Genomic DNA, 19,689 nt, shown 5'->3' with positions numbered 1-19,689 from the left:
AACATAAGGGAAAAGCGCGATGGCAAAGGATCACGGGCCGAGCATCAAGGACGATGCGACGTACGAGGCGCTGCTGCGGCAGGGCGCATCCCCGGAAAAGGCGGCGCGCATCGCCAATGCCCGCGCGGCAGGAACGCTGGAGCCGGGCGGCGGGAAGCTGGAGGACCGGACGAAGGCCGAATTGTACGGTCAGGCCAAGCAGATCGGCATTGCCGGGCGGTCGTCGATGACGAAGGCGCAGCTGGTCCAGGCGATCCGCAAGGGATGAAGGTTCAGGCGTCGCGCCGCAACAGCGTCAGCCGCGCCTTGCCATGCACCCGGTCGGCATCGATCGTGAAACCGGCGATGGTCACCGCCTCGGTCCGCTCCGTCTCGATGCTGATCCAGGTCGCATCGGCGATCCAGCCCAGCCGGTTGAGCTTGTCCAGCGCCACCGCACCCGCGCCGGTGCCATAGGGCGGGTCCATCATCACCAGATCGAGCGGCGCCGGGGCAGGGCCAAGCGCCATGACCGATTGCGCGCGGATATCGGCGCGGATGTTCAGCATCGTGGCATTGTCCCGGATCGCGGTCAGGGCATCGCGGTCCTGCTCCACGAACAGGCACGTGGCAGCCCCGCGGGACAATGCCTCGAACCCCAGCGCGCCCGAGCCGGCGAACAGGTCCGCGACCGCCAGCCCCTCGAAACTGCCCAGACGGCTGGTCAGCATCGAAAACAGCGCCTCGCGCGTGCGGTCGGCCGTCGGCCGCGTCGTGTCGCCGCGCGGGGTGGCCAGCCGCCGTCCGCGCCATTGCCCGGCAATGATCCTCATTTAAGCGTCTTGCGGAACGCGACCAGATCGTGCTGGCGCACTTCGCCAATCTCGCCGACCGGCAGGTCGCCCAGGATGAACGGGCCATAGGACATCCGGATCAGGCGGTTCACCTCCAGCCCCAGATATTCCAGCACGCGGCGAACTTCCCGGTTCTTGCCCTCGGTCAGTTTCAGCGCGATCCAGACATTGGCGCCGGTGCGCCGTTCGATATTGGCGTCGATGGGGCCATATCGCATCCCCTCGATCTCGACCCCCTCCATCAGCGATTCGAGCTGCGCCTGCGTCACCTGTCCATGCGCGCGGGCGCGATAGATGCGCTCGACCCCGCTGGACGGCAGCTCAAGCTGACGCTTCAGACCGCCATCGGTGGTCATCAGCAGCAGACCTTCGGTGTTGTAATCCAGTCGACCGACGGGCACGAGCCGCGGCAGATCGCGCGGCAACCGGTCATAGATGGTCGGCCGCCCCCTCGGATCGCGTTCGGTCGTCAGCACGCCGGTCGGCTTGTGAAACAGGAACAGCCGGGCGGGATCGGGCGCCCTGACCGGTTTCCCATCCACGGTGACGCCGTGGAGCGACGTCAGCAGGGTCGCGGGCGTTTCCACCGGCTTTCCATCGATGGCGATGCGCCGGGCCTCGATCATCCGCTCCACCTCGCGCCGCGACGCGACTCCGGCGCGCGCGAGCAACTTGGCAATGCGTTGAGTTTCCTTGGATTTGGGTGGCGCCATCGTTTTTGATATATTCCGTTTCAGGGACACGACGAAATCCATCCGGCGTGCCAACCCACCCCATGTCATGGGCGTTATGACCAGGGGCGCGGATAGTCCGCTTCACCAGGCGAAAGAGCGGATAGCAATGTTGTTCGGCAGAAGAAAGCGGACGATTACCCGGCTCCTCATCGTGGAGGATGAGCCGCTGGTCGCGTTCGACGCCGAACATATCCTGACCGAGGCGGGGTATGAGGTGCTGGCAACGGTCGATACGATCGCGGCGGCGCTGGCCCATATCGCCGATGGTCAGCCGCAACTGGTGCTGCTCGACATCAACCTCAGCGACGGCAACGGCCTGGCGATTGCAGAGCGCGCCCATGCGGACGGCGTCCCGGTGCTGATCGTATCCGGCCTGTGCCCGGATCAGGCGCAGGCGCTGGCAATGGGATGGCTGGCCAAACCCTATCGGCCGCGCGACCTGATCAGCGCGGTGGCTGCGGTCGGATCGATGGTGGACGGGCATGCGCCAAAGGCTTTTCCGACCGGCCTGTCCCTGTTCGCCCCGGCCGCCTGAGCCCCTCAGTGCCAGGACGCGGGCAATGCCGCCCCGTTGCTTGCGCCGCGATATCCGTGACGACCCGCCCCGTCCCGCCGCCGGGCCGTGAACGCACCCGCCGCTGTCGGCCCATCCCCCTCTAGGCAATTGCCGCGGTTGCGCTATGCCGGCTCATGGATGCGGCGCGCCGCATTGCGGTGCTCGCGTGCGCAAAGGGATGGAAGGCGGAACATGGCTTTGGAACGGGCGCGGTTGGGTTTTTCGGACGCCTTGAGGCCCTATCTCGAGCGCGCGCCGCTTGCCGCGCTGGCATTGGGCATTTCATCCGGATTTCCATTTGCCATGATCGGCGCGACGCTGACCACGCGGCTGACGGAGGAAGGCGTGACACGTGCGACCGTCACCGCGTTTGCACTGACATTCTTGGCCTATAATTTGAAATGGGCGTGGGCGCCGATCGTCGACAAGTTCGAGGTGCCGCTGCTGGGCCGCATCGGTCAGCGCCGGTCCTGGTTGATCGTCGCTGGCGCGTTCGTGATCGCGGCTGTGGTTTTTTTGGGAAGCGTTGACCCGAAGTCCGATCTTGCGATGACAGTTGTGGCGGCCATTCTGGTCGGCTTTGCGGGTGCAACATTCGACATCGTGATCGACGCGTATCGCATCGAGTTGCTGGAACCGCGCCAGCTGGGCATCGGGTCGGGCATGAGCCAATATGGCTGGCGGATTGGTTCTGCTGCCGCGGGCGCGTTGGCGTTGCTGGCAGCGGACTGGAGTAACTGGCACGTCGCCTACGGGCTTTGTTCGCTATTTGCACTGCCGGCTGTCCTGACCGGGCTGCTGGTCGGAGAACCTGAGCGAAAGGTCATTCGGGAATGGCCCGAGCGGATGGGGCGGCGTTCCTATCTGTTGTTCATTCTGTCGTTCGTACCAATTTATCTTGCCGGGGTCTGGATTGACCGGGTGCTCGGTACAAACATCCTCGGCAATCTGGTGTTGGCGGGATATCTGTTTCCCCTGTTCGACCTGACTGCGCGAAGGCTGCGCGATGCCGGCCGGTCCGGGCGGTTGGCGTGGCTCTGCATTGTCCCGATTGCTGCTATCGCAACCGGCATGATCACAGGCTGGACAAGCATTGAAGCCATGCTGTTGATCGCTGTTAGCGCGGCGCTGCTGCTATTTGTTGCCAGCCTCGCTTCGCGCGATGCGATCGACCGGAGCAACAACCGCGTGGACCCGTTCGTGGAGTTTTTCCGACGGGAGGGGGCACTGATCGCGCTTTTGTTTGTCGTTCTCCATAAGCTGGGCGACACGCTGGCAAACCTGTCGCTTCGGCTGCTGTTTGCAGATCTCGGCTTTACCAAACCCGAAATAGCCTATTTCGACGTCGTCGTGGGATTTGTCGCCCTGCTCCTCGGGATTTTCGTGGGGGGTGTGCTCTACGCATGGCTGGGCATGAAACGATCAGTCATGATCAGCCTGATCCTTATGGCGATATCCAATCTGAGTTTCGCCGGTCTGGCGGTTGTTGGTCACGATAATCTGGCAATGGCTGCCGCCATGAGCTTCGAAAACTTCTCCAGTGGAATCGGCGGGGTTGCGGTGGTCGCCTACCTGTCCGCCCTCTGTAATCTTTCCTTCACCGCCACACAGTTTGCGCTGTTTTCGGCAGCGGCAAGCATTCTTGGCCGGTTTCTCAGCGGCACGCTGGCTGGCAAGATGATCGACGGCATGGGCTTCGTGAACTTTTACGTTTTGACATTTGTGGTCGCATTGCCGGGTATCCTGCTGTTTGCGTGGATGATGTTTACCGGTTTGGTCGACCGGACGGTCACCGCTGGCACCAAGCAGCAACCGGAGCCTGGGCCGGAGCAGGCCAGGGCGGCGACCGAGTAGGGGCGCCGTCATGCCGATCTATCTGCTGATCCTGGCGATCCAGATTGCCTGTATCGTCCATGTGATCCGTAACGGCCGCAATCAGCTGTGGCTGCTGGCGCTGTTCTTTCTGCCGGTGGCCAGTGCGATCGCCTATCTGCTGGTCGAGGTGCTGCCCGGTGCGCGGGGCAATCGCCATGTGCGGCTGGCCGAGTCGAAGGTGCGCAACGCCATCGACCCGGAGCGCGAATTGCGCAGCGCCCGCGACGCGCTGGACCTGGCCGACACGGTCGCCAATCGCGAGCGGCTGGCCGATGCGCTGATGGCGCTTGGCCGTCATGCCGAGGCGCTGCCGGTGCTTTGCCAGCTGGCGGCGATGCCGGGCGGCGGTATCCCGACGCAGCGGCGCAAGCTGGCCCGCGCGCTGTACGAGACGAACGAGCCGGCGGGTGCGCTAACCGAGCTGGACGCGGCGGGCGATCCGTCGACCCAGGCGGACCGGGACCGCGTGATGCTGCTCCGCGCGCGGATCCTTGAGGACCTTGGCAAGCGCGAGGCGGCGGCGGCGATCTATGCCGACATCGTCACGCGCCTGCCGGGGGAGGAGGCGCGGTGCCGTTACGCCGCGCTGCTGATCGCTCTTGGCTGGCGCGGCGAGGCGCTGACCGTGCTGGAGGAGGTCGAGCGGCGGGCAAAGCGGCTGGACCGGACGCAGCGCGCGGCAGAGGCGGAGATGTATCGCTGGGCCGCCGATACGCTGGCCGAACTCAGGGGCTGAACCCCGGACCGGCTGACCGGTCAGTCAAGCGGGTGGCCACCATCGGCAAAGGCGCGGGCGAGCAGGGCGGCGGTGGCGGCCGGGCCGTCCACCATCCGGCGGCCGATCACATCGCCCAGCAGGACGCGCGTGCGGCCCGGATCGGTGGCCGCCGCCGCAATGGCATCGGCCAGCAAAGCCTCGTCCACCGTCATGCGTCCGCAACAGGGCGGCGAGATGCGGATGGGACCACTGGCCAGCGACGACAATTCCGCCATCAGGCTGCGCAGCAGGACGAGCGGGCGGCGGTACCGACCGCCAAAGGCGGACATGAAGATGCTGGCGGTCATCGCATCGTCCAGGCCGTGCATCCCGGTGCGGCGCAGGCCGTGCATCAACAGGCGGCGGGCGGCGTGATCGGGCTGACGACGGGGCAGGGCGGCGGCAATGGATTGGGTGGTCAACATCGGGGGCATGTCTCCTGTCAGGCCCCTACGCTACTCCTGTGCTATTGATAGTCAATCGCAAAAAGATCAGTCGGGCAATTCCGCGTTCAGCCGCAACACCTCGCCCGCCAGATAGAGCGAACCGAGGATCAGGACGGGGGCCGCCTGTCCGTTCAACCGGCGAGCCAGACGGGCAACCGCATCGGCGGGATCGGCCGCAACCTGTCCGTCGGCGACGCCCATCTGTGCCAGGGTGCCGACCAGCGCATCGGGGGCGTGATGGGCATGGCCGGGCACGGGGATCGCGGTCACGCTGGCCAGCATCGGCGCAATCGGGGCGAGCAGCCCCTCTGGCTGCTTGTTGGCGAGCATCCCCAGGATCAGGTGGACGCCGCCATCCGGCACCAGCGATGCCAGCGCATCCGCCACCGCCTGCCCGGCCGCAGGATTATGCCCGCCGTCCAGCCAGATGGATGATCCCGGCGCAAGCATCGCGCTGAGGGGGCCGTCGCCCAGCCGCTGCATCCGGGCCGGCCAGCGCACGGCAAGCGGCGCCGCCTGCAGCGCGGCGGCACTGACCGGCACCCGATCCTGAGCGCGCAGCATGGCGATGGCCAGCGCCAGATTGCCGACCTGATGATCGCCGGGCAGGGCGGGCCAGGGCGTCGCGACCTGCGCCCCGCCACCCGGCCCATGGTGAACCACGGTGTTCTGGTGCGTATCGCCCCCGAACTGCCAATCCACCCCTTGGCGCAGCAGCGGCGCGCCGACCGATCGGCAATGCGCGGCGATGACGGCGTTCAGCGCATCGCCGTGATCGATCGTCACCAGCGGGCGGCCGGGCTTGGCTATCCCCGCCTTTTCGAACGCGATCTTTTCGATCGTGTCGCCGAGAAACGACTCATGATCCATGCCCAGCTGGGCGATGCCGCATACGGCCGGATCGGTCAGCACGTTGGTGGCGTCCAGCCGCCCGCCAAGCCCCACCTCGATCACACAGGCGTCGGCCGGCGTCCGGTGAAAGGCGAGGAACGCGGCGGCCGTCGTCACCTCGAAAAAGCTGGCGCCGATATCGCCGCCGGCGTCCAGCACCTCGGCCAGCAGCGCAGCCAGCGCATCATCCTCGATCAGCCGCCCGGCCAGCCGGATCCGCTCGTTGAACCGGACCAGATGCGGGCTGGTATAGACATGGACGCGCCGGCCATCCGCCTCCAGCGCGGCACGCAGAAAGGCGCAGGTCGACCCCTTTCCGTTCGTGCCCGCGACATGGAACACCGGCGGCAATGCGCGATGCGGATTGCCGATCCGGTCCAGCAACCGGGTGATCCGGTCCAGCCCCAGCACATCCGCACCGGGGCCAAGCGCCATCAGCCGGTCAAGCTGCCGCTGGACGCCGGGGTCGGCCGAGGATGCGTGATCGGGCATCGGTCAGACCCGGACCCCGGTTCCGTTCGCGCGGTACGAACGGACGGGGCCTGCGCGACGTTGCGGGGTCACGCCGCCTTGCGCGCGCCGGTCAGATAATCGATCACCTGCGCCAGCTGATCGGCCAGCTGATGACGATGGACCACCATGTCGATCAGGCCGTGCGCCAGATAATATTCGCTGGTCTGGAAATCGTCGGGCAGCTTTTCGCGGATCGTGCTTTCAATGACGCGGCGGCCGGTAAAGGCCAGCGTCGCGCGCGGCTCTGCAATCTGCACATCGCCCAGCATGGCATAGGCGGCCATGACGCCGCCCGATGTCGGATCGGTCAGCACGACGATATAGGGCAGGCCGGCATCGTGCAGCATCTGGATGGCGACGGTCGTGCGCGGCATTTGCATCAGGGACAGGATCCCCTCCTGCATCCGCGCGCCGCCGCTGGCGGTGAACACGATGTACGGCGCCTTGACCTTGATCGCGGATTCAACGCCCGCAATGAACGCCTCGCCCACCGCCTGACCCATCGATCCGCCCATGAACCCGAAATTCTGAACGCCCACAATCGCGCGCTGGCCCCGGATGCGGCCATCGGCATTGACGAATGCGTCGGTGTTGCCGGTATCGGCGCGCGCCGCCTTCAGCCGGGCGGCATAGGGCTTTGAATCGCGGAACTTTAGCGGGTCGTCGGCCGTGCGCGGGCTGGGCAGGACGGTAAAGCCGGGGTCGAACAGATGTTCGAACCGGTCGTTCGGCCCGATCCGGCCATGATGGCCGCACAGCGGACAGACGGACATATTCTCCTGATATTCCTTCATGAATACCATCTGCCCGCACCCTGCGCATTTGTGCCACAGATTGTCGGGCGTGTCCTTCCTGACGGGGACGAAAGAGGAGATCGCGTTACGGACGCGGCCAAGCCAGCTCATGCGGAAACCCTGGATACGGCGCGGATCGCCTGCGCCAATGTGGTGATATAGGATTGGACGGCCGCCGGGGCGCCGACCCCGTGCTGCGCGACCAGTTCGACAATGGCGGAACCGACGACGACGCCGTCGGCGACCCGCCCGATGGCGGCGGCCTGTTCCGGCGTACGCACGCCGAAACCGACCGCTACGGGAACGTCCGTCGCCGCCTTCAGCCGGGCGACCGCGGCATCGATGCTGTCCTGTGCCGCCTGTTGCAGGCCGGTAATCCCGGCGACGGAGACGTAATAGAGAAAGCCCGATGCACCATCCAGCACGGCGGGCAGCCGCGCGGCATCGGTGGTTGGCGTGGCCAGTCGGATGAGGTGCAGGCCGGCGGCGCGCAGCGCGGGGCCAAGCTGGTCATCCTCCTCTGGCGGGATGTCGACGCAGATGACGCCATCAACACCCGCATCGCGCGCGGCGGCGGCGAACCATTCCGGCCCGCGCCGCGTCATCGGATTGGCATAGCCCATCAGGACGAGGGGCACGTCGGGGTGCCGCTGGCGAAACGCGCTGGCGATGGCCAGGATGTCCGCCGTGGTCGTGCCATTGGCCAGTGCGCGCAGGTTCGCGGCCTGAATTGCCGGGCCGTCCGCCATCGGATCGGTGAACGGCATCCCAAGCTCGATCACGTCCGCCCCGCCAGCGACCAGCGCGTCGAGGATGTCGGCAGTCGGGCCATCGCCAGCCGTGACGAAGGTAACCAGCGCGGCGCGCCCCGCTTCACGGGCGGCGGCGAAAGTGGAGGCAAGACGGTCCATCGATCAGATTTCCGTCCCCAGCGCCTCGGCGACGGTGAAGATGTCCTTGTCGCCGCGGCCGCAAAGATTGGCCAGGATCACCTGATCTCGGCCCATTTCCCGCGCCACCTTGCCGACGGCCGCGATTGCGTGGCTCGGCTCCAGCGCGGGGATGATCCCCTCCGTCCGGCAGAGCAGCTGAAACGCGTCCAGCGCCTCGGTATCCGTGACGGAGGTATATTCCACCCGCCCGATTTCCTTCAGCCACGCGTGCTCCGGCCCGATGCCGGGATAATCGAGGCCGGCACTGATCGAATGTGCCTCGGCAATCTGGCCGTCGTCATCCTGCAACAGATAGGTCTTGTTGCCATGCAGGATGCCGGGATAGCCGCCCGCAAGGCTGGCCGCGTGCTGCTTGTCCAGCCCATGCCCGGCCGCCTCGACGCCCAGCATCTTGACGTCGGCATCGTCCAGGAACGGGTGGAACAGGCCGATCGCGTTCGATCCGCCGCCGATCGCAGCGACCAGGAGGTCGGGCAGGCGGCCGGTACGGCTCAACATCTGTTCGCGCGCTTCCCGCCCGATCACGCTTTGAAAATCGCGGACCAGTTCGGGGTATGGGTGCGGACCGGCGGCGGTGCCGATGATGTAGAAGGTGTCGTGGACGTTCGCGACCCAGTAGCGCAGCGCCTCGTTCATCGCGTCCTTCAGCGTCGCCGCGCCGCTGGTCACCGGCACGATTTCCGCGCCGAGCAGCTTCATGCGGAACACATTGGGCTGCTGCCGCTCCACGTCCTTTGCGCCCATGAAGATGGTGCAGGGCAGGCCAAAGCGCGCACAGACGGTGGCGGTGGCAACGCCATGCTGGCCTGCGCCCGTTTCCGCGATGATCCGCGTCTTGCCCATGCGGATCGCCAGCAGGATCTGGCCGATGCAGTTGTTGATCTTGTGCGCGCCGGTGTGGTTCAACTCGTCGCGCTTGAACCAGACCTGCGCCCCCATGCCGTCGGCTGCGTCCTTCCGAAATTCCTCGGTCAGCCGCTCGGCATAATAAAGCGGGCTGGGGCGCCCGACATAATGCTCCAGCAGATCGTCGAACTGCGCGGCAAAGGCCGGGTCCGCCTTGGCGGATTTATACGCTGTTTCCAGTTCGAGGATCAGCGGCATCAGCGTCTCGGCGACATAACGGCCGCCAAACTGCCCGAAATGCCCGCGATCGTCGGGCTGTGCGCGATAGCTGTTGGGTGCGTTCATGATGCGACCGCTTTAAGGAAAGCGGCGATCTTGTCCACATCCTTGGTGCCCGGCGTGCGTTCGACGCCGGACGATACATCGACCAGCGTCGCGCCCGTCGTGCCGATCGCCTCTGCCACATTGCCCGCATCCAGCCCGCCGGACAGCGCCCAGGGCAGCGGGTGATTGAACCCGCGCAGCAGCGTCCAGTCAAAGCGAAGGCCCATGCCGCCCGGCAGCGATGCGCCATCCGGCGTCTTTGCATCGTACAGCACGCGGTCCACAATCCCGTGCAGCCGCCGCGCGGGATCAAGGTCAGCGCGCGTCTTGACCGCGATCGCCGCCCAGACCTCGATGCCGGACAGGCGCGCGCGGATGGCGGCGATCCGTTCCGGCGCGGTCTTGTGCAGCTGAACGGCGCTCAGCCGCCCGGCCGCGATTGCCCCGTTCAACAGCTCGTCATCCGGATCGACAAACACGCCGACCCGTCCGACCGTGTCCGGGGTGCGTGCCGCCAGCATCGCCGCCTGTTCCAGCGTCAGGGTGCGGGGAGAGGGCGGAAAGAACACGAAACCGACATGGCTGGCCCCGCCGCCAATCGCGGCATCCAGCGTTTCGGGCGTCGAAAGCCCGCAGATCTTGGCAGTGGCACGCATGGTCCCGCGCTAGGCGGCGGGCATCGCGGGGTCAATCGTCCGCCGCCCGATCCATCGCCAATCGCGCCGCGTTCGGGCACAAGGGCATTGTCTTCGCCGCGATGCTTCGACAAGCATGACCGGGGTTGGAGGAGGGGATGTGCCAATGGACCGGCCAAGCACCTGGATGCAGCCGATCGCCCGAACCGTTGCGCTGGTCGCCGGATTTGCGCTGGTGCTGCAACTGGCGCTGATCGTCGGGCAATTCGCCGGGCGGGGCGAGGGCGTCGGGGCCGCGCTGTGGCGGTTCTTCGGCTTTTTCACCATCCTGTCGAACCTGTTCGTGTGCATCGTGGCCGCGGCGATGGGCCTGCGCGCGGGATCGCCGCTGGCGCGGCCATGGGTGCGATTGTCGGCGCTGGTCGCCATCCTGCTGGTTGGCATCACCTATTCGATTGCGCTGCGCCATGTGTGGGAACCGACCGGATGGCAGGCGGTTGCCGATCACCTGTTGCACGATGCCGTGCCGCCGCTGTTCCTGCTGGCGTGGCTGGCGAGCGGGCATGGCACGCTGCGCTGGGGGCAGGTGTGGCGGGCACTGCTGTTTCCGTTGGCCTATCTGGCCTATGCGGTGGCGCGCGGTGCGTATGATGGCTGGTACGCCTATTATTTCCTGGATCCGGGCAAGGCGGGATGGGACGGGTTCGCCGCTGCGGCCGGCGGCATCACCGTCGCCGTCGCGCTGGGGGCGGCCATTCTGGTCGCGGTCGACCGCTGGCTGGGCGGTGCCCGTGCCCGGCGACGCTAGACAATCGGCAATCATATGATAATTCGGGTCATCAGTATGTGGGAGGGTGCGTGACGGGACTGTCGCAAATCGATCTGATCGTGGTCATCGTCTATGCCATCGGCATTTTCGGCCTTGCCCAATGGATCAGCCGCGAAAAAGCAGGTCGGACCAAGAATACGTCCGATTATTTCCTGGCGTCCAAGGCGCTGCCCTGGTGGGCGATCGGTGCGTCGCTGATCGCGGCGAACATTTCCGCCGAACAGATCGTCGGGATGTCCGGATCGGGCTATGCCGTCGGCCTGGCCATCGCATCCTATGAATGGATGGCGGCGCTGACGCTGCTGATCGTCGGCAAATGGTTTCTGCCGATTTTCCTGCGCAACGAAATCTACACCATGCCGCAGTTCCTGGAACAGCGGTTCGGGCCGACCATCCGCACCGTGATGGCGGTGTTCTGGCTGGCGCTGTATGTTTTCGTCAACCTGACCTCGATCCTGTGGCTTGGCTCGATCGCAGTCACTCAGGTGGCGGGCGTGGATCAGGACGTGGCGCTGATCGGCCTGGGCATCTTTGCCCTTGTCTATCAGCTTCGCGGCGGGCTGAAGGCCGTGGCGATGACCGACATCGTGCAGGTGACGCTGCTGGTGTTCGGCGGTCTGGTCGTATCGTGGCTGACGCTCAGCGAAATTGGCGGCGATGCCGGCGTTCTGGGCGGCTTTTCCCGGCTGACCACCGAATTGCCCGAAAAATTCGACATGATCCTGTCGCCGGACAACCCGTTCTACAAGGATCTGCCGGGCCTCAGCGTCCTGATCGGCGGGATGTGGATCGCCAATCTCAGCTATTGGGGGTTCAACCAGTACATCATTCAGCGCGCGCTGGCGGCCAAGAGCCTGGGCGAGGCGCAAAAGGGGGTCGTCTTTGCCGCGTTCCTCAAGATGCTGATGCCGATCATCATCGTCCTGCCCGGCATCGCGGCGGTGATCCTGGCCCCCGATCTTGCCAAGCCGGATCAGGCATACCCCACCATGATGCGGCTGTTGCCGACGGGGTTGCTGGGTCTGGTCTTTGCGGCCCTGGTCGCGGCGATCATCGCGTCGATGGCGTCCAAGATCAATTCGATCGCCACCATCTTCACCCTTGATCTCTATGCCAAGCTGAAGGGGATTCAGAGCCGGGCGAGCGAGGCGGACGGCGATGCCGTGGCCAGCATGGCGCATGAAAAGTCGCTGGTGCTGGTCGGCCGGATCAGCGCCGTCGTGGCGACGATCCTGGGCATTCTGACCGCCCGTCCGCTGCTGGGCAGCCTGGATCAGGCGTTCCAGTATATCCAGGAATTTTCCGGATTCGTCACGCCGGGCATCTGCGTCATCTTCCTGCTCGGCCTGTTCTGGCCGCGCGCGACAGAGGCGGGGGCGCTGGTCGGGGCGGTGGCGTCGGTTGCGCTCAGTTTCCTGTTCTGGCTGCCGGCCGACTGGGGCGGCATCGCGGTGCTGAACGCCGTGCCGTTCATGAACCGCATGATGATCGTGTTCTTCATCAGCCTGGCGCTGGCCATCATCGTCTCGCTCCTGCGTCCGGCACAGGCGGAACGCAACCGGATCACGATGCAGGGCGTGTCCTTTGCGACCAGCACGGGGTTCAACCTGGCCAGTGTGGCGGTGGTCGTCGTGCTCGCCATCCTGTACGCGGTCTGGTGGTAACGATGGCGGACACGCTGCTGGCGATTGACTGGGGCACCACCAATCGCCGCATCTATCGGATCGAGGCGGGGGCGGTGGTGCACACGCATCAGGACGGTCTGGGCGTTACATCGGTCACCGATTTCGATGCGGCGGTGGGCGAGGTGCGGGCGCAGTTCGGCGATCATCCCATGCTGATGGCCGGGATGGTCGGATCGTCGATCGGCTGGCGCGTTGCCCCTTATGTCGCCGCACCCGCCGGGATCGCCGAACTGGCGGCAAAGCTGATGCGGGTGGACGCGCGCACGGCCATCGTCCCGGGCGTCTCTACGACCGCCGACGGGCGCGCCGATGTGATGCGGGGCGAGGAGGTGCAGTTGCTGGGTGCGGTTGCCGCCGGGCTGGTGCCCCCCGACGCCGTTCTGGTTCAACCGGGCACGCACAGCAAATGGGCGCGAATGGCGGATGGCCGGATCGCGGCATTTTCCACCGCGATGACCGGCGAGCTGTTCGCCCTGTTGCGCGGGCATGGCGTGCTGGCGCAGCAGCTTGGCGGCGATCCGGCGCTTGGCCCGGCGTTTCTGGACGGCGTTGCCGATGCGCGGAACCGCCGCGACCTGTTGACCGACCTGTTCGGTATCCGGGCGGCAGGATTGCTGGGGATGCGCGCGGATGGGGATGCACCCGCCTATGCCAGCGGCCTTTTGATCGGGACAGAGGTTGCCGCGCGCCTGTCCGAAACGGATGCCGACCGGGTTCATATTCTGGCGGGCAATGCGCTGGGCCAGCTGTACGTGGCGGCGATCGAGGCGCACGGGCGACAGGCGGTGCTGATCAACAGCAGCGCGGCATTTGTGGCGGGCGTTACCGCGATTCAGGGATTTCAGGCATGAGTGAGACGAGCAACCGGTTCGATGCGGCGTTTGCGCGCTGCCCCCTGATCGCGATCCTGCGCGGGGTTCAGCCGGACGAGGTGGTGCCGATTGGCGAGGCGCTGATCGAGGCGGGGTTCACCCTGATCGAAGTGCCGCTCAATTCGCCGCGCCCGCTGGACAGCATCGCCCGGTTGGCCAGCGTGGCCGGGGATCGCGCGGTCGTCGGTGCCGGAACGGTGCTGACCGTGGCGGATGTCGATGCCGTCGCGGCGGCGGGCGGCACGATGATCATTTCGCCCAACACCGACACGGCGGTGATCGGGGCCAGCGTCAATGCGGGCCTTGTCTCGCTGCCCGGCATGGCAACCCCGAGCGAGGGGTTTGCGGCGCTGGCCGCCGGTGCCCATGCCCTTAAACTGTTTCCGGCAGAGGGCGCATCGCCTGCGGTGCTGAAGGCGATGCGCGCGGTGCTGCCGGCCGGCACGCGCGTCCTGCCGGTGGGCGGCATCGACCCGGGGAATATGCAGCCCTGGCTGGACGCCGGTGCAGCGGGGTTCGGCCTTGGCTCGGCGCTCTATCGCCCCGGATACAGTGCGGAACAGGTCGGTGAACGGGCGCGGGCGTTCGTTGCGGCGCTGACCACCGCGGCCTGATCGGCCCGCTGCCCGATCCCTCTAGAGGGTCGCCTCGATGGCCCGCGCGGCCTGATCCGGGTCCTCGGCCTGTGTGATCGGGCGGCCGATGACCAGGATAGAGGCACCGCGATCCAGCGCGTCGCGGGGCGTCACCACCCGCTTCTGGTCGCCCGCGGTCCCATCGGCGGGCCGCACGCCGGGGACGACGAAAAATCCGTCTTTCCAGACGGAGTGGGCGGCTTTCACCTCTTCGCCTGAACATACGATGCCATCAACCCCGGCGGACCGGGCGAGTTCGGCCAGCCGAACGACCTGTTCGTGCGGATCGGGCGACAGGCCGATGGACTGAAGGTCGCTGCGGTCCAGGCTGGTCAGCATGGTGACGGCGACGACCTTGGTCCCCTCCGGCGCGGCGGCCTTGGCATCCTCCATCATCGCGCGGCCGCCACTGGCATGGACGGTCAGGATCGCGGGATTAAGCGGGCGCAGCGCCTGCACCGCCTTTGCCACCGTGTTCGGAATGTCGTGGAATTTCAGGTCAAGGAAAATGGGCAGGCCGATATCGGCCATGGCGTGCACGCCGTGCCGCCCATTGGCCATGAAGAATTCCAGGCCCAGCTTGATCCCGCCCACATGGGTATGGACGCGCCGGGCCAGTGCCTGCGCCTGTTCAAGGTCTGGCGTATCCAGGGCAACGAAGATCCGGTTGGTCACAGGCGCTGCCCCGGCGCGGGTTCAAGCGGAAGCTCGCCGGAAGCGATCGGCGCGGTGGCCGACGGGGCGGGCGGCACCGGCTGCTGCACAATCGGGGTCTGGGCATTGCGTAATTCGTTCAGCGCGCGCTCCGTGCTCGCCAGTTTCGATTTCAGCCGCCATTTCATCGCCTGATGCGCCAGGAACATGGGCAGGAAACCCAGCAGAAAGACGATGCCAAGCAGCAGCGGCAAGTTGGTCTGCGCAACCATCCCGCCCCACAGCCGGACGTCCACGCTGGTCCAGTTGTTAAAGGCGAACGCGACCAGAATGCCGACCAGCAAGGCCCAGAACAGGGTCCTCAGGAATTGCATGGGCGATCCTTTCCTTTTCTCATGCCACGGCGGACCCTAGGCGCAATCGCCCGGATTGGCCAGCCACGGCGGGTTCATCCGATCTCGGCGTCCAGCGCCTCGAACAAGCCGGGAATGCTTTTGAGCCGTTCCCGTTCCTCGTTCAGGATGGCGCGGAACGCCTGTTGCTTGACCGCCAACAGTTCGGCCGGATCGGGCCGCTGGCTTGGGGACAGGGTGGAAAGCACGATGTCGATCAGTCGGTCTGCTCCATGCAGCCGACCCCAAAGATAGTCGTTTTCGCGATAGGCACGGCTGAAAAATGCGCCGAAATTGTTGAACTGAATCCCCTTCAGCGTCGCCGCCGCGCCGCCGGACCGGATTGCCGTCGCATCGTCGGGCGAGATGCGGTCGACGCGGATCGGATCGAATTCGTCCATCCCCTCACCCTCCAGCAGCGGCAGGGTGGCCAGATCGAAAAACGGAAAGCCCAGATAGGCGAGCAGCACCGGGCGGCGCAGATCGCGCGACAACTGGCTGAACGCCGCCGACAACCGGTCGTCCGTCGCACTGTCCAGCGCCTCAAGGTTCATATGCGCGGCCACCCGGTCCAGCACCACGCCCGGATGATCCAGCAATGCGGGCATGTCGTCCGGGCCGATCAGCCCCGCATGATGTTCCTGCCGCTCACATTCCAGATAGGCGCTGAGCGATTGGTAAACCGCCTCGCGCATCGCCGACAGCGCCTCGTCCGGCGTCGCTTCGTCCAGCTCGGTGATCCGCCGGGCCAGCAGCCGCAGTCGCCGTATGCGAAAGCCAAGGTCATGGGCGCGCAGGAACGCGACGGCGGCGGGCGCGGCACCCGTCGGATGCCCGGCGGCGAAATCCATCGCCCCCCGCTCGCGCACGCACGCGGCCAGCGCGGCGCGGATTGCGCGGACATCTTCTGCCGTCGTCCGCTTGGTCATCGCCCCGATCAGGGCGGCCAGCCGGTCGATGATCGCGTCCACTTTCAACAGGGCATAGGCCGCATGGCCGTAACCCGCCCGGCTTGCCGCATGGCTCTGTGCCCGGCGACGCCAGTTCACCAACCGCCGCGGCGTGGGATAATCGAGGAACAGGGTATAGCCGAACAGGCCGACGACCTGCGCCTCCACCTCTGCGCGGATCGCCTCCATGATCGTTCGCATCCGGATGATGCGTTCGGACCGGGCGGCAATCGCCTCCAGATTGTCGCGGATCGGCTGTTGCCGGGGCAGTTCGGACAGCGATCCGATGATCGTCTGGAAAAAACCGGGCCGGTGGCCGGGTTCGCCATAGATGCCGGGCCGTGCTCCGGGGGTCGGATCGATGAAGATGAACCGCCGGTCCACCTGTCGCCGGGCGGGCCGTTCGCGCAGGGCATCGATGGCGGGCTGAAACGGGGCGTTGACCAGCACCGACCCGTCGATCAGCGCCGCCTGTTCCGCCGCGCCCGCTGCGGCGCGATGGGGCATGGCGCGGCGCAGAAACTCGGCGCGGCCCGGCCATGACCGGTCCCGCATGTCCAGCACCCGGTCCAGTTCCCCCACCGAAAAGGGCGGAAAGGCGCCGGGAAAACTGGACGTTGCCCGCGCGGCAAAGGCAAGCTCGGCGGGGTCGGCAAGCGGGCAGGGGCCGTCATGCCCCTGATCCCGGAAACTGATGACCAGCCGATGCTCCGTTTCGATCACTTCGGGCGGTGAATTGAGGCGGAGCAGTTCGAAATGCCCCTCGAAATCCGTCACCGTGACGAACAGGTCGATGGGCTGACCCGGCGGCAACAGACGGGGACCGGCGGGGACGGCCGCCATGGCGTCAAGCGCGTCAAGCAACAGGTCGAGCATCCGCTCCCCGCCAAAGGGCGGTTCGAACCAGCGGGACCGGACGAAATGTTCCAGCTTGCGCTTCACCTCGTCGCGCGCGCCCTCTTCGACGGTGGCGTCGATCATCGTGCCGCGGTTCATCGCCATCCACGCGATGGGCAGCGCCCACAGCTTGGTCATCCGCCCGGATGGCGCCTGACCCGGATCGATCAGCGCCTCGACATCCGCCGTGTCCAGCCACAGGTCGGTCAACGGGTCGAGCGACTGGCCCGAACTGATCGCCTGCGCCAGGAACACGCCATTGATGCCGCCCGCACTCGCGCCCGCGACGATATCGGCCAGCACGCGCACCTGAACGCCGGTGCGATCGGCAATGTCCTGCATCAGCGCGCGATAAACGCCCTCACTGCCGGCGGATGGCGGGTCGCCATCGCAAAAGGCGCGGCTGGCGCGGGCAAGCCGCCATATCTCCTTGGTAATGCCGTGCATGTATACGGCCAGGCTGATGCCGCCGTAACAGACAAGGGCCAGCCGCAATTCCTTTTCCCGCACGGGGCACCCCTCTGGTATCGCCCGTTCCACCCCGGGCACGGATGGTCAGGCCGGTTGTATCCTAGCCCAGACCGGCCGGTGATCGGAAGCGGCATGGGCGGCAACGCTGCCATGGACGCCGCAGTCCAGGATGGACAGATCCCGGCTGACCATGATCCGGTCGAGCCGCCCGATCGGCCGCCGGGCCGGAAAGCTTGGCCCGGTATCGGCCAGCCGGTGGGATCGGCAGAAATCGGCGATGCAGCCGCCATTGGGCCGCCATTCGTTCAGGTCGCCCATCAGGATCGTCGGCATGGAGGTGGGGCGGGCGGCAAGATGCGCCAGGATCGCCCGCGCCTGCCGCCTGCGCCACAGGCCCGACAGATCAAGGTGCATCCCGACGATCCGGTAGTCGCGCCCGCGCGCGTGAACCTCGGCCAGCACAGCGCCGCGCGGCTCCAGCACCGGCAGGTGCAGCGCCTCTGCGTGCAGCAACGTCGCCTCGGGCCGGATCAGCAGGCCATTGCCATGCCATCCCATGCTGGCCTGCCGCTGTGCCACCGGCACCACCTGCCACCCGCCATGATCGTTCAGGATATGGCCGGGCAACACCGCCTGACGCGCGCCAAAGCGGCGGTCACATTCCTGAAGCGCGACGATATCGGCCCCGATTTCGCCCAGCACCTGTACGATGCGGTCCGGCCGCCGTTGCCGGTCGGTCCCCACCGCCTTGTGAATGTTATAGCTCGCAACCTTCAGCATCGGATCAACGGGGCAGGCGGATTGCGGCGATCAGGCCGCCGCCCTGACGGTTGGTCAGCGTGATCGTGCCCCCCGCATCGCGGACAATGGCACGGGCCAGCGCCAGGCCCAGGCCAATGCCGCCAGTATCCCGGTTGCGGCTGGTTTCGACGCGGATAAAGGCGTCGAACACATCGTCGATCTTGTCCTCCGGGATGCCGGGGCCGTGATCGGCCACCTCGATACAGACGTCGCGCTCGCCCGGAACCAGCCGCACTTCGGCTGACCCCGCATATTTGACGGCGTTTTCAATGAGGTTGCGCAGCGCCCGCCGCATCAGCGTCGGACGGATGCGGATGGTGATGCGCGGTGCCTCTGTCGCGGTCACATCGGCGCCCAGATCCTCGAAATCGGCAACGACGGCATCGACCAGCGCGGCCAGATCGACATCGCTGTGCGGCTCGCTGGGCCGGCCCATCCGCGCCAGCGACAGGATATCCTCCAGCGTCCGGTGCATTTCCTCGATGATCTCGGCCATGCGCGCCCGGTCCTGTTCGTCCTCGACGCTTTCGATGCGGACGCGCAGCGCGGCCAGCGGAGTGCGCAGATCATGGCCGATCGCGCCCAGCATCCGGTCCTTTTCATCCAGCATGGCGGTCACGCGGCCGGACAGGCCGTTATACGCCGAAATCACCGACCGGACGTCCTCCGGCCCCCGTTCGGGCACCGGTTCGCCTGGCTGTGCAGGGTTAAAGCTGGCCGCCGACTGCGCCAGCGACCGCAGCGGACGCGCGATCCGCCGGCCCAGCACCACGATGGGCAGCATGACAACCGCATAGAGCACAAGCGTCTGGGCGATCAGTTGCCAGATCAGGAACCGCCCGGTCATCGGCCATGGCGCGCGGATCGCCAGCCACCCCTTGCCCGGCAATTCCACAGCGACCAGCAGATCGGGCGGCCCGTTCTGCCGGTCCTGGCGCTGATCGTTCTGTCGCCGGCGAGACTCCAGGATTGGCACGGGCACATGCTCGTGGTTCAGAACCGCGACGATGCGGCCATATTGGACCTGGCTCTGGTCCAGGCCGTACCGGATGCCGGCCGCCACATCATCCTCGGTGGGCAGCCCTTCCGGCACCGGATTGGCGCTGACCAGCCGCACCCGGCCGCGCGGTCGCGGGTCGTCCAGCGACAGCCGGCCCTGTTCCACCCGTTCGGCCGCATCGACGATGCGGGTGATGGTGGGCACCGCAATCTGGGCAAAGCGATATCCCTGCCGCTCGCGCAGCAGCAGCGCAAAGTTCAGCGCCTGCGCCACGAACAGCGCCAGCGCGACGAGCAGCGCAAGCTGACCGGCAAGGCTGCGCGGCAACAGGCGGATGCGGCTCATG

General features: G+C 66.5%; 21 protein-coding genes. 8 read left to right on the top strand and 13 right to left on the bottom strand.

Annotation, left to right across the window (positions count from 1 at the left end; translation table 11 throughout):
• Positions 1-19 precede the first annotated feature (19 nt).
• Entirely contained in the window at positions 20-268 is a 249-nt protein-coding gene (locus NYR55_RS02185) for a Rho termination factor N-terminal domain-containing protein (RefSeq protein ID WP_260019611.1), read from the top strand.
• Between the two features lie 4 nt (positions 269-272).
• Here the strand turns inward: NYR55_RS02185 and rsmD are convergent, their stop codons facing one another.
• Both rsmD and NYR55_RS02175 read right to left on the bottom strand, forming a co-directional pair.
• Complete coding sequence (gene rsmD / locus NYR55_RS02180) at positions 273-812, bottom strand: 16S rRNA (guanine(966)-N(2))-methyltransferase RsmD (protein ID WP_260019610.1); 540 nt, start codon at positions 810-812, stop codon at positions 273-275.
• Positions 809-1,546, bottom strand: coding sequence for a pseudouridine synthase (locus NYR55_RS02175; protein WP_260019609.1), 738 nt, complete (start codon positions 1,544-1,546; stop codon positions 809-811). The genes rsmD and NYR55_RS02175 overlap by 4 nt, the downstream gene beginning before the upstream one ends.
• Before the next feature lie 127 nt (positions 1,547-1,673).
• On the opposite strand from NYR55_RS02175, the gene NYR55_RS02170 reads away from it, so the two are divergent.
• The 3 genes from NYR55_RS02170 to NYR55_RS02160 all read left to right on the top strand — a co-directional run bounded on the left by NYR55_RS02170 (position 1,674) and on the right by NYR55_RS02160 (position 4,734).
• Positions 1,674-2,102: a response regulator gene (locus NYR55_RS02170; protein ID WP_260019608.1), complete on the top strand. Its 429-nt coding sequence runs from the start codon at positions 1,674-1,676 to the stop codon at positions 2,100-2,102.
• 213 nt (positions 2,103-2,315) lie between these two features.
• On the top strand, positions 2,316-3,977 hold the full coding sequence (locus NYR55_RS02165) for an MFS transporter (protein ID WP_260019607.1): 1,662 nt from the start codon (positions 2,316-2,318) through the stop codon (positions 3,975-3,977).
• 10 nt (positions 3,978-3,987) lie between these two features.
• Complete coding sequence (locus NYR55_RS02160) at positions 3,988-4,734, top strand: hypothetical protein (protein ID WP_260019606.1); 747 nt, start codon at positions 3,988-3,990, stop codon at positions 4,732-4,734.
• 20 nt (positions 4,735-4,754) lie between these two features.
• Here the strand turns inward: NYR55_RS02160 and NYR55_RS02155 are convergent, their stop codons facing one another.
• The 6 genes from NYR55_RS02155 to NYR55_RS02130 form a co-directional block, all read right to left on the bottom strand.
• Positions 4,755-5,180 (bottom strand): DUF6628 family protein, encoded by a 426-nt coding sequence (locus tag NYR55_RS02155; protein ID WP_260019605.1) that lies wholly within the window; start codon positions 5,178-5,180, stop codon positions 4,755-4,757.
• 66 nt (positions 5,181-5,246) lie between these two features.
• The gene (locus NYR55_RS02150; RefSeq protein WP_260019604.1) at positions 5,247-6,584 is read right to left on the bottom strand and encodes a folylpolyglutamate synthase/dihydrofolate synthase family protein; all 1,338 of its coding nucleotides are present in this window, start codon (positions 6,582-6,584) and stop codon (positions 5,247-5,249) included.
• Between the two features lie 68 nt (positions 6,585-6,652).
• On the bottom strand, positions 6,653-7,510 hold the full coding sequence (accD, locus tag NYR55_RS02145) for an acetyl-CoA carboxylase, carboxyltransferase subunit beta (RefSeq protein WP_260019603.1): 858 nt from the start codon (positions 7,508-7,510) through the stop codon (positions 6,653-6,655).
• Positions 7,507-8,310: a tryptophan synthase subunit alpha gene (trpA, locus tag NYR55_RS02140; protein ID WP_260019602.1), complete on the bottom strand. Its 804-nt coding sequence runs from the start codon at positions 8,308-8,310 to the stop codon at positions 7,507-7,509. The genes accD and trpA overlap by 4 nt, the downstream gene beginning before the upstream one ends.
• Before the next feature lie 3 nt (positions 8,311-8,313).
• Positions 8,314-9,543 (bottom strand): tryptophan synthase subunit beta, encoded by a 1,230-nt coding sequence (gene trpB, locus NYR55_RS02135; RefSeq protein ID WP_260019601.1) that lies wholly within the window; start codon positions 9,541-9,543, stop codon positions 8,314-8,316.
• Entirely contained in the window at positions 9,540-10,178 is a 639-nt protein-coding gene (locus tag NYR55_RS02130) for a phosphoribosylanthranilate isomerase (protein ID WP_260019600.1), read from the bottom strand. Before NYR55_RS02130 ends, trpB begins: the two co-directional genes overlap by 4 nt.
• Positions 10,179-10,323: 145 nt before the next feature.
• Here NYR55_RS02130 and NYR55_RS02125 point away from each other — a divergent pair, with 145 nt between their 5' ends.
• The 4 genes from NYR55_RS02125 to NYR55_RS02110 are packed head-to-tail and all read left to right on the top strand — an operon-like array spanning position 10,324 to position 14,157.
• Complete coding sequence (locus NYR55_RS02125; RefSeq protein ID WP_260019599.1) at positions 10,324-10,965, top strand: Pr6Pr family membrane protein; 642 nt, start codon at positions 10,324-10,326, stop codon at positions 10,963-10,965.
• Between the two features lie 50 nt (positions 10,966-11,015).
• The gene (locus tag NYR55_RS02120) at positions 11,016-12,650 is read left to right on the top strand and encodes a sodium/sugar symporter (RefSeq protein WP_260019598.1); all 1,635 of its coding nucleotides are present in this window, start codon (positions 11,016-11,018) and stop codon (positions 12,648-12,650) included.
• Positions 12,651-12,652: 2 nt separating this feature from the next.
• Positions 12,653-13,522 carry a 2-dehydro-3-deoxygalactonokinase gene (locus NYR55_RS02115; RefSeq protein ID WP_260019597.1) on the top strand — a complete coding sequence of 290 codons (870 nt, stop codon included), beginning with the start codon at positions 12,653-12,655 and terminating at the stop codon, positions 13,520-13,522.
• Positions 13,519-14,157, top strand: coding sequence for a 2-dehydro-3-deoxy-6-phosphogalactonate aldolase (locus NYR55_RS02110; protein ID WP_260019596.1), 639 nt, complete (start codon positions 13,519-13,521; stop codon positions 14,155-14,157). Before NYR55_RS02115 ends, NYR55_RS02110 begins: the two co-directional genes overlap by 4 nt.
• A gap of 21 nt (positions 14,158-14,178) precedes the next feature.
• Here the strand turns inward: NYR55_RS02110 and pyrF are convergent, their stop codons facing one another.
• From pyrF to NYR55_RS02085, 5 genes are all read right to left on the bottom strand, one after another.
• Positions 14,179-14,853: an orotidine-5'-phosphate decarboxylase gene (gene pyrF, locus NYR55_RS02105; protein ID WP_260019595.1), complete on the bottom strand. Its 675-nt coding sequence runs from the start codon at positions 14,851-14,853 to the stop codon at positions 14,179-14,181.
• Positions 14,850-15,206: a LapA family protein gene (locus tag NYR55_RS02100; protein ID WP_260019594.1), complete on the bottom strand. Its 357-nt coding sequence runs from the start codon at positions 15,204-15,206 to the stop codon at positions 14,850-14,852. The genes pyrF and NYR55_RS02100 overlap by 4 nt, the downstream gene beginning before the upstream one ends.
• A 74-nt stretch (positions 15,207-15,280) precedes the next feature.
• Entirely contained in the window at positions 15,281-17,581 is a 2,301-nt protein-coding gene (locus NYR55_RS02095; protein WP_260021522.1) for a patatin-like protein, read from the bottom strand.
• A 45-nt stretch (positions 17,582-17,626) separates the two neighbouring features.
• Positions 17,627-18,322, bottom strand: coding sequence for an endonuclease/exonuclease/phosphatase family protein (locus tag NYR55_RS02090; protein WP_260019593.1), 696 nt, complete (start codon positions 18,320-18,322; stop codon positions 17,627-17,629).
• 4 nt (positions 18,323-18,326) lie between these two features.
• On the bottom strand, positions 18,327-19,688 hold the full coding sequence (locus NYR55_RS02085; protein ID WP_260019592.1) for a HAMP domain-containing sensor histidine kinase: 1,362 nt from the start codon (positions 19,686-19,688) through the stop codon (positions 18,327-18,329).
• Position 19,689 lies beyond the last annotated feature (1 nt).

It is taken from the genome of Sphingomonas sp. BGYR3, assembly GCF_025153455.1.
Lineage (GTDB): Bacteria > Pseudomonadota > Alphaproteobacteria > Sphingomonadales > Sphingomonadaceae > Sphingomonas.
This window is presented reverse-complemented; position numbering and strand designations above follow the sequence as displayed.

Bases quoted from the DNA above. Each gene is read 5' to 3' on its own strand.
- accD (WP_260019603.1), bottom strand. From the start codon at position 7,510: ATGAGCTGGCTTGGCCGCGTCCGTAACGCGATCTCCTCTTTCGTCCCC.
- NYR55_RS02160 (WP_260019606.1), top strand. From the start codon at position 3,988: ATGCCGATCTATCTGCTGATCCTGGCGATCCAGATTGCCTGTATCGTC.
- NYR55_RS02155 (WP_260019605.1), bottom strand. From the start codon at position 5,180: ATGTTGACCACCCAATCCATTGCCGCCGCCCTGCCCCGTCGTCAGCCC.
- NYR55_RS02115 (WP_260019597.1), top strand. From the start codon at position 12,653: ATGGCGGACACGCTGCTGGCGATTGACTGGGGCACCACCAATCGCCGC.
- trpA (WP_260019602.1), bottom strand. From the start codon at position 8,310: ATGGACCGTCTTGCCTCCACTTTCGCCGCCGCCCGTGAAGCGGGGCGC.
- NYR55_RS02175 (WP_260019609.1), bottom strand. From the start codon at position 1,546: ATGGCGCCACCCAAATCCAAGGAAACTCAACGCATTGCCAAGTTGCTC.
- NYR55_RS02090 (WP_260019593.1), bottom strand. From the start codon at position 18,322: ATGCTGAAGGTTGCGAGCTATAACATTCACAAGGCGGTGGGGACCGAC.
- trpB (WP_260019601.1), bottom strand. From the start codon at position 9,543: ATGAACGCACCCAACAGCTATCGCGCACAGCCCGACGATCGCGGGCAT.
- NYR55_RS02170 (WP_260019608.1), top strand. From the start codon at position 1,674: ATGTTGTTCGGCAGAAGAAAGCGGACGATTACCCGGCTCCTCATCGTG.
- NYR55_RS02085 (WP_260019592.1), bottom strand. From the start codon at position 19,688: ATGAGCCGCATCCGCCTGTTGCCGCGCAGCCTTGCCGGTCAGCTTGCG.
- NYR55_RS02100 (WP_260019594.1), bottom strand. From the start codon at position 15,206: ATGCAATTCCTGAGGACCCTGTTCTGGGCCTTGCTGGTCGGCATTCTG.
- NYR55_RS02165 (WP_260019607.1), top strand. From the start codon at position 2,316: ATGGCTTTGGAACGGGCGCGGTTGGGTTTTTCGGACGCCTTGAGGCCC.
- NYR55_RS02150 (WP_260019604.1), bottom strand. From the start codon at position 6,584: ATGCCCGATCACGCATCCTCGGCCGACCCCGGCGTCCAGCGGCAGCTT.
- NYR55_RS02110 (WP_260019596.1), top strand. From the start codon at position 13,519: ATGAGTGAGACGAGCAACCGGTTCGATGCGGCGTTTGCGCGCTGCCCC.
- rsmD (WP_260019610.1), bottom strand. From the start codon at position 812: ATGAGGATCATTGCCGGGCAATGGCGCGGACGGCGGCTGGCCACCCCG.
- NYR55_RS02125 (WP_260019599.1), top strand. From the start codon at position 10,324: ATGGACCGGCCAAGCACCTGGATGCAGCCGATCGCCCGAACCGTTGCG.
- NYR55_RS02185 (WP_260019611.1), top strand. From the start codon at position 20: ATGGCAAAGGATCACGGGCCGAGCATCAAGGACGATGCGACGTACGAG.
- NYR55_RS02130 (WP_260019600.1), bottom strand. From the start codon at position 10,178: ATGCGTGCCACTGCCAAGATCTGCGGGCTTTCGACGCCCGAAACGCTG.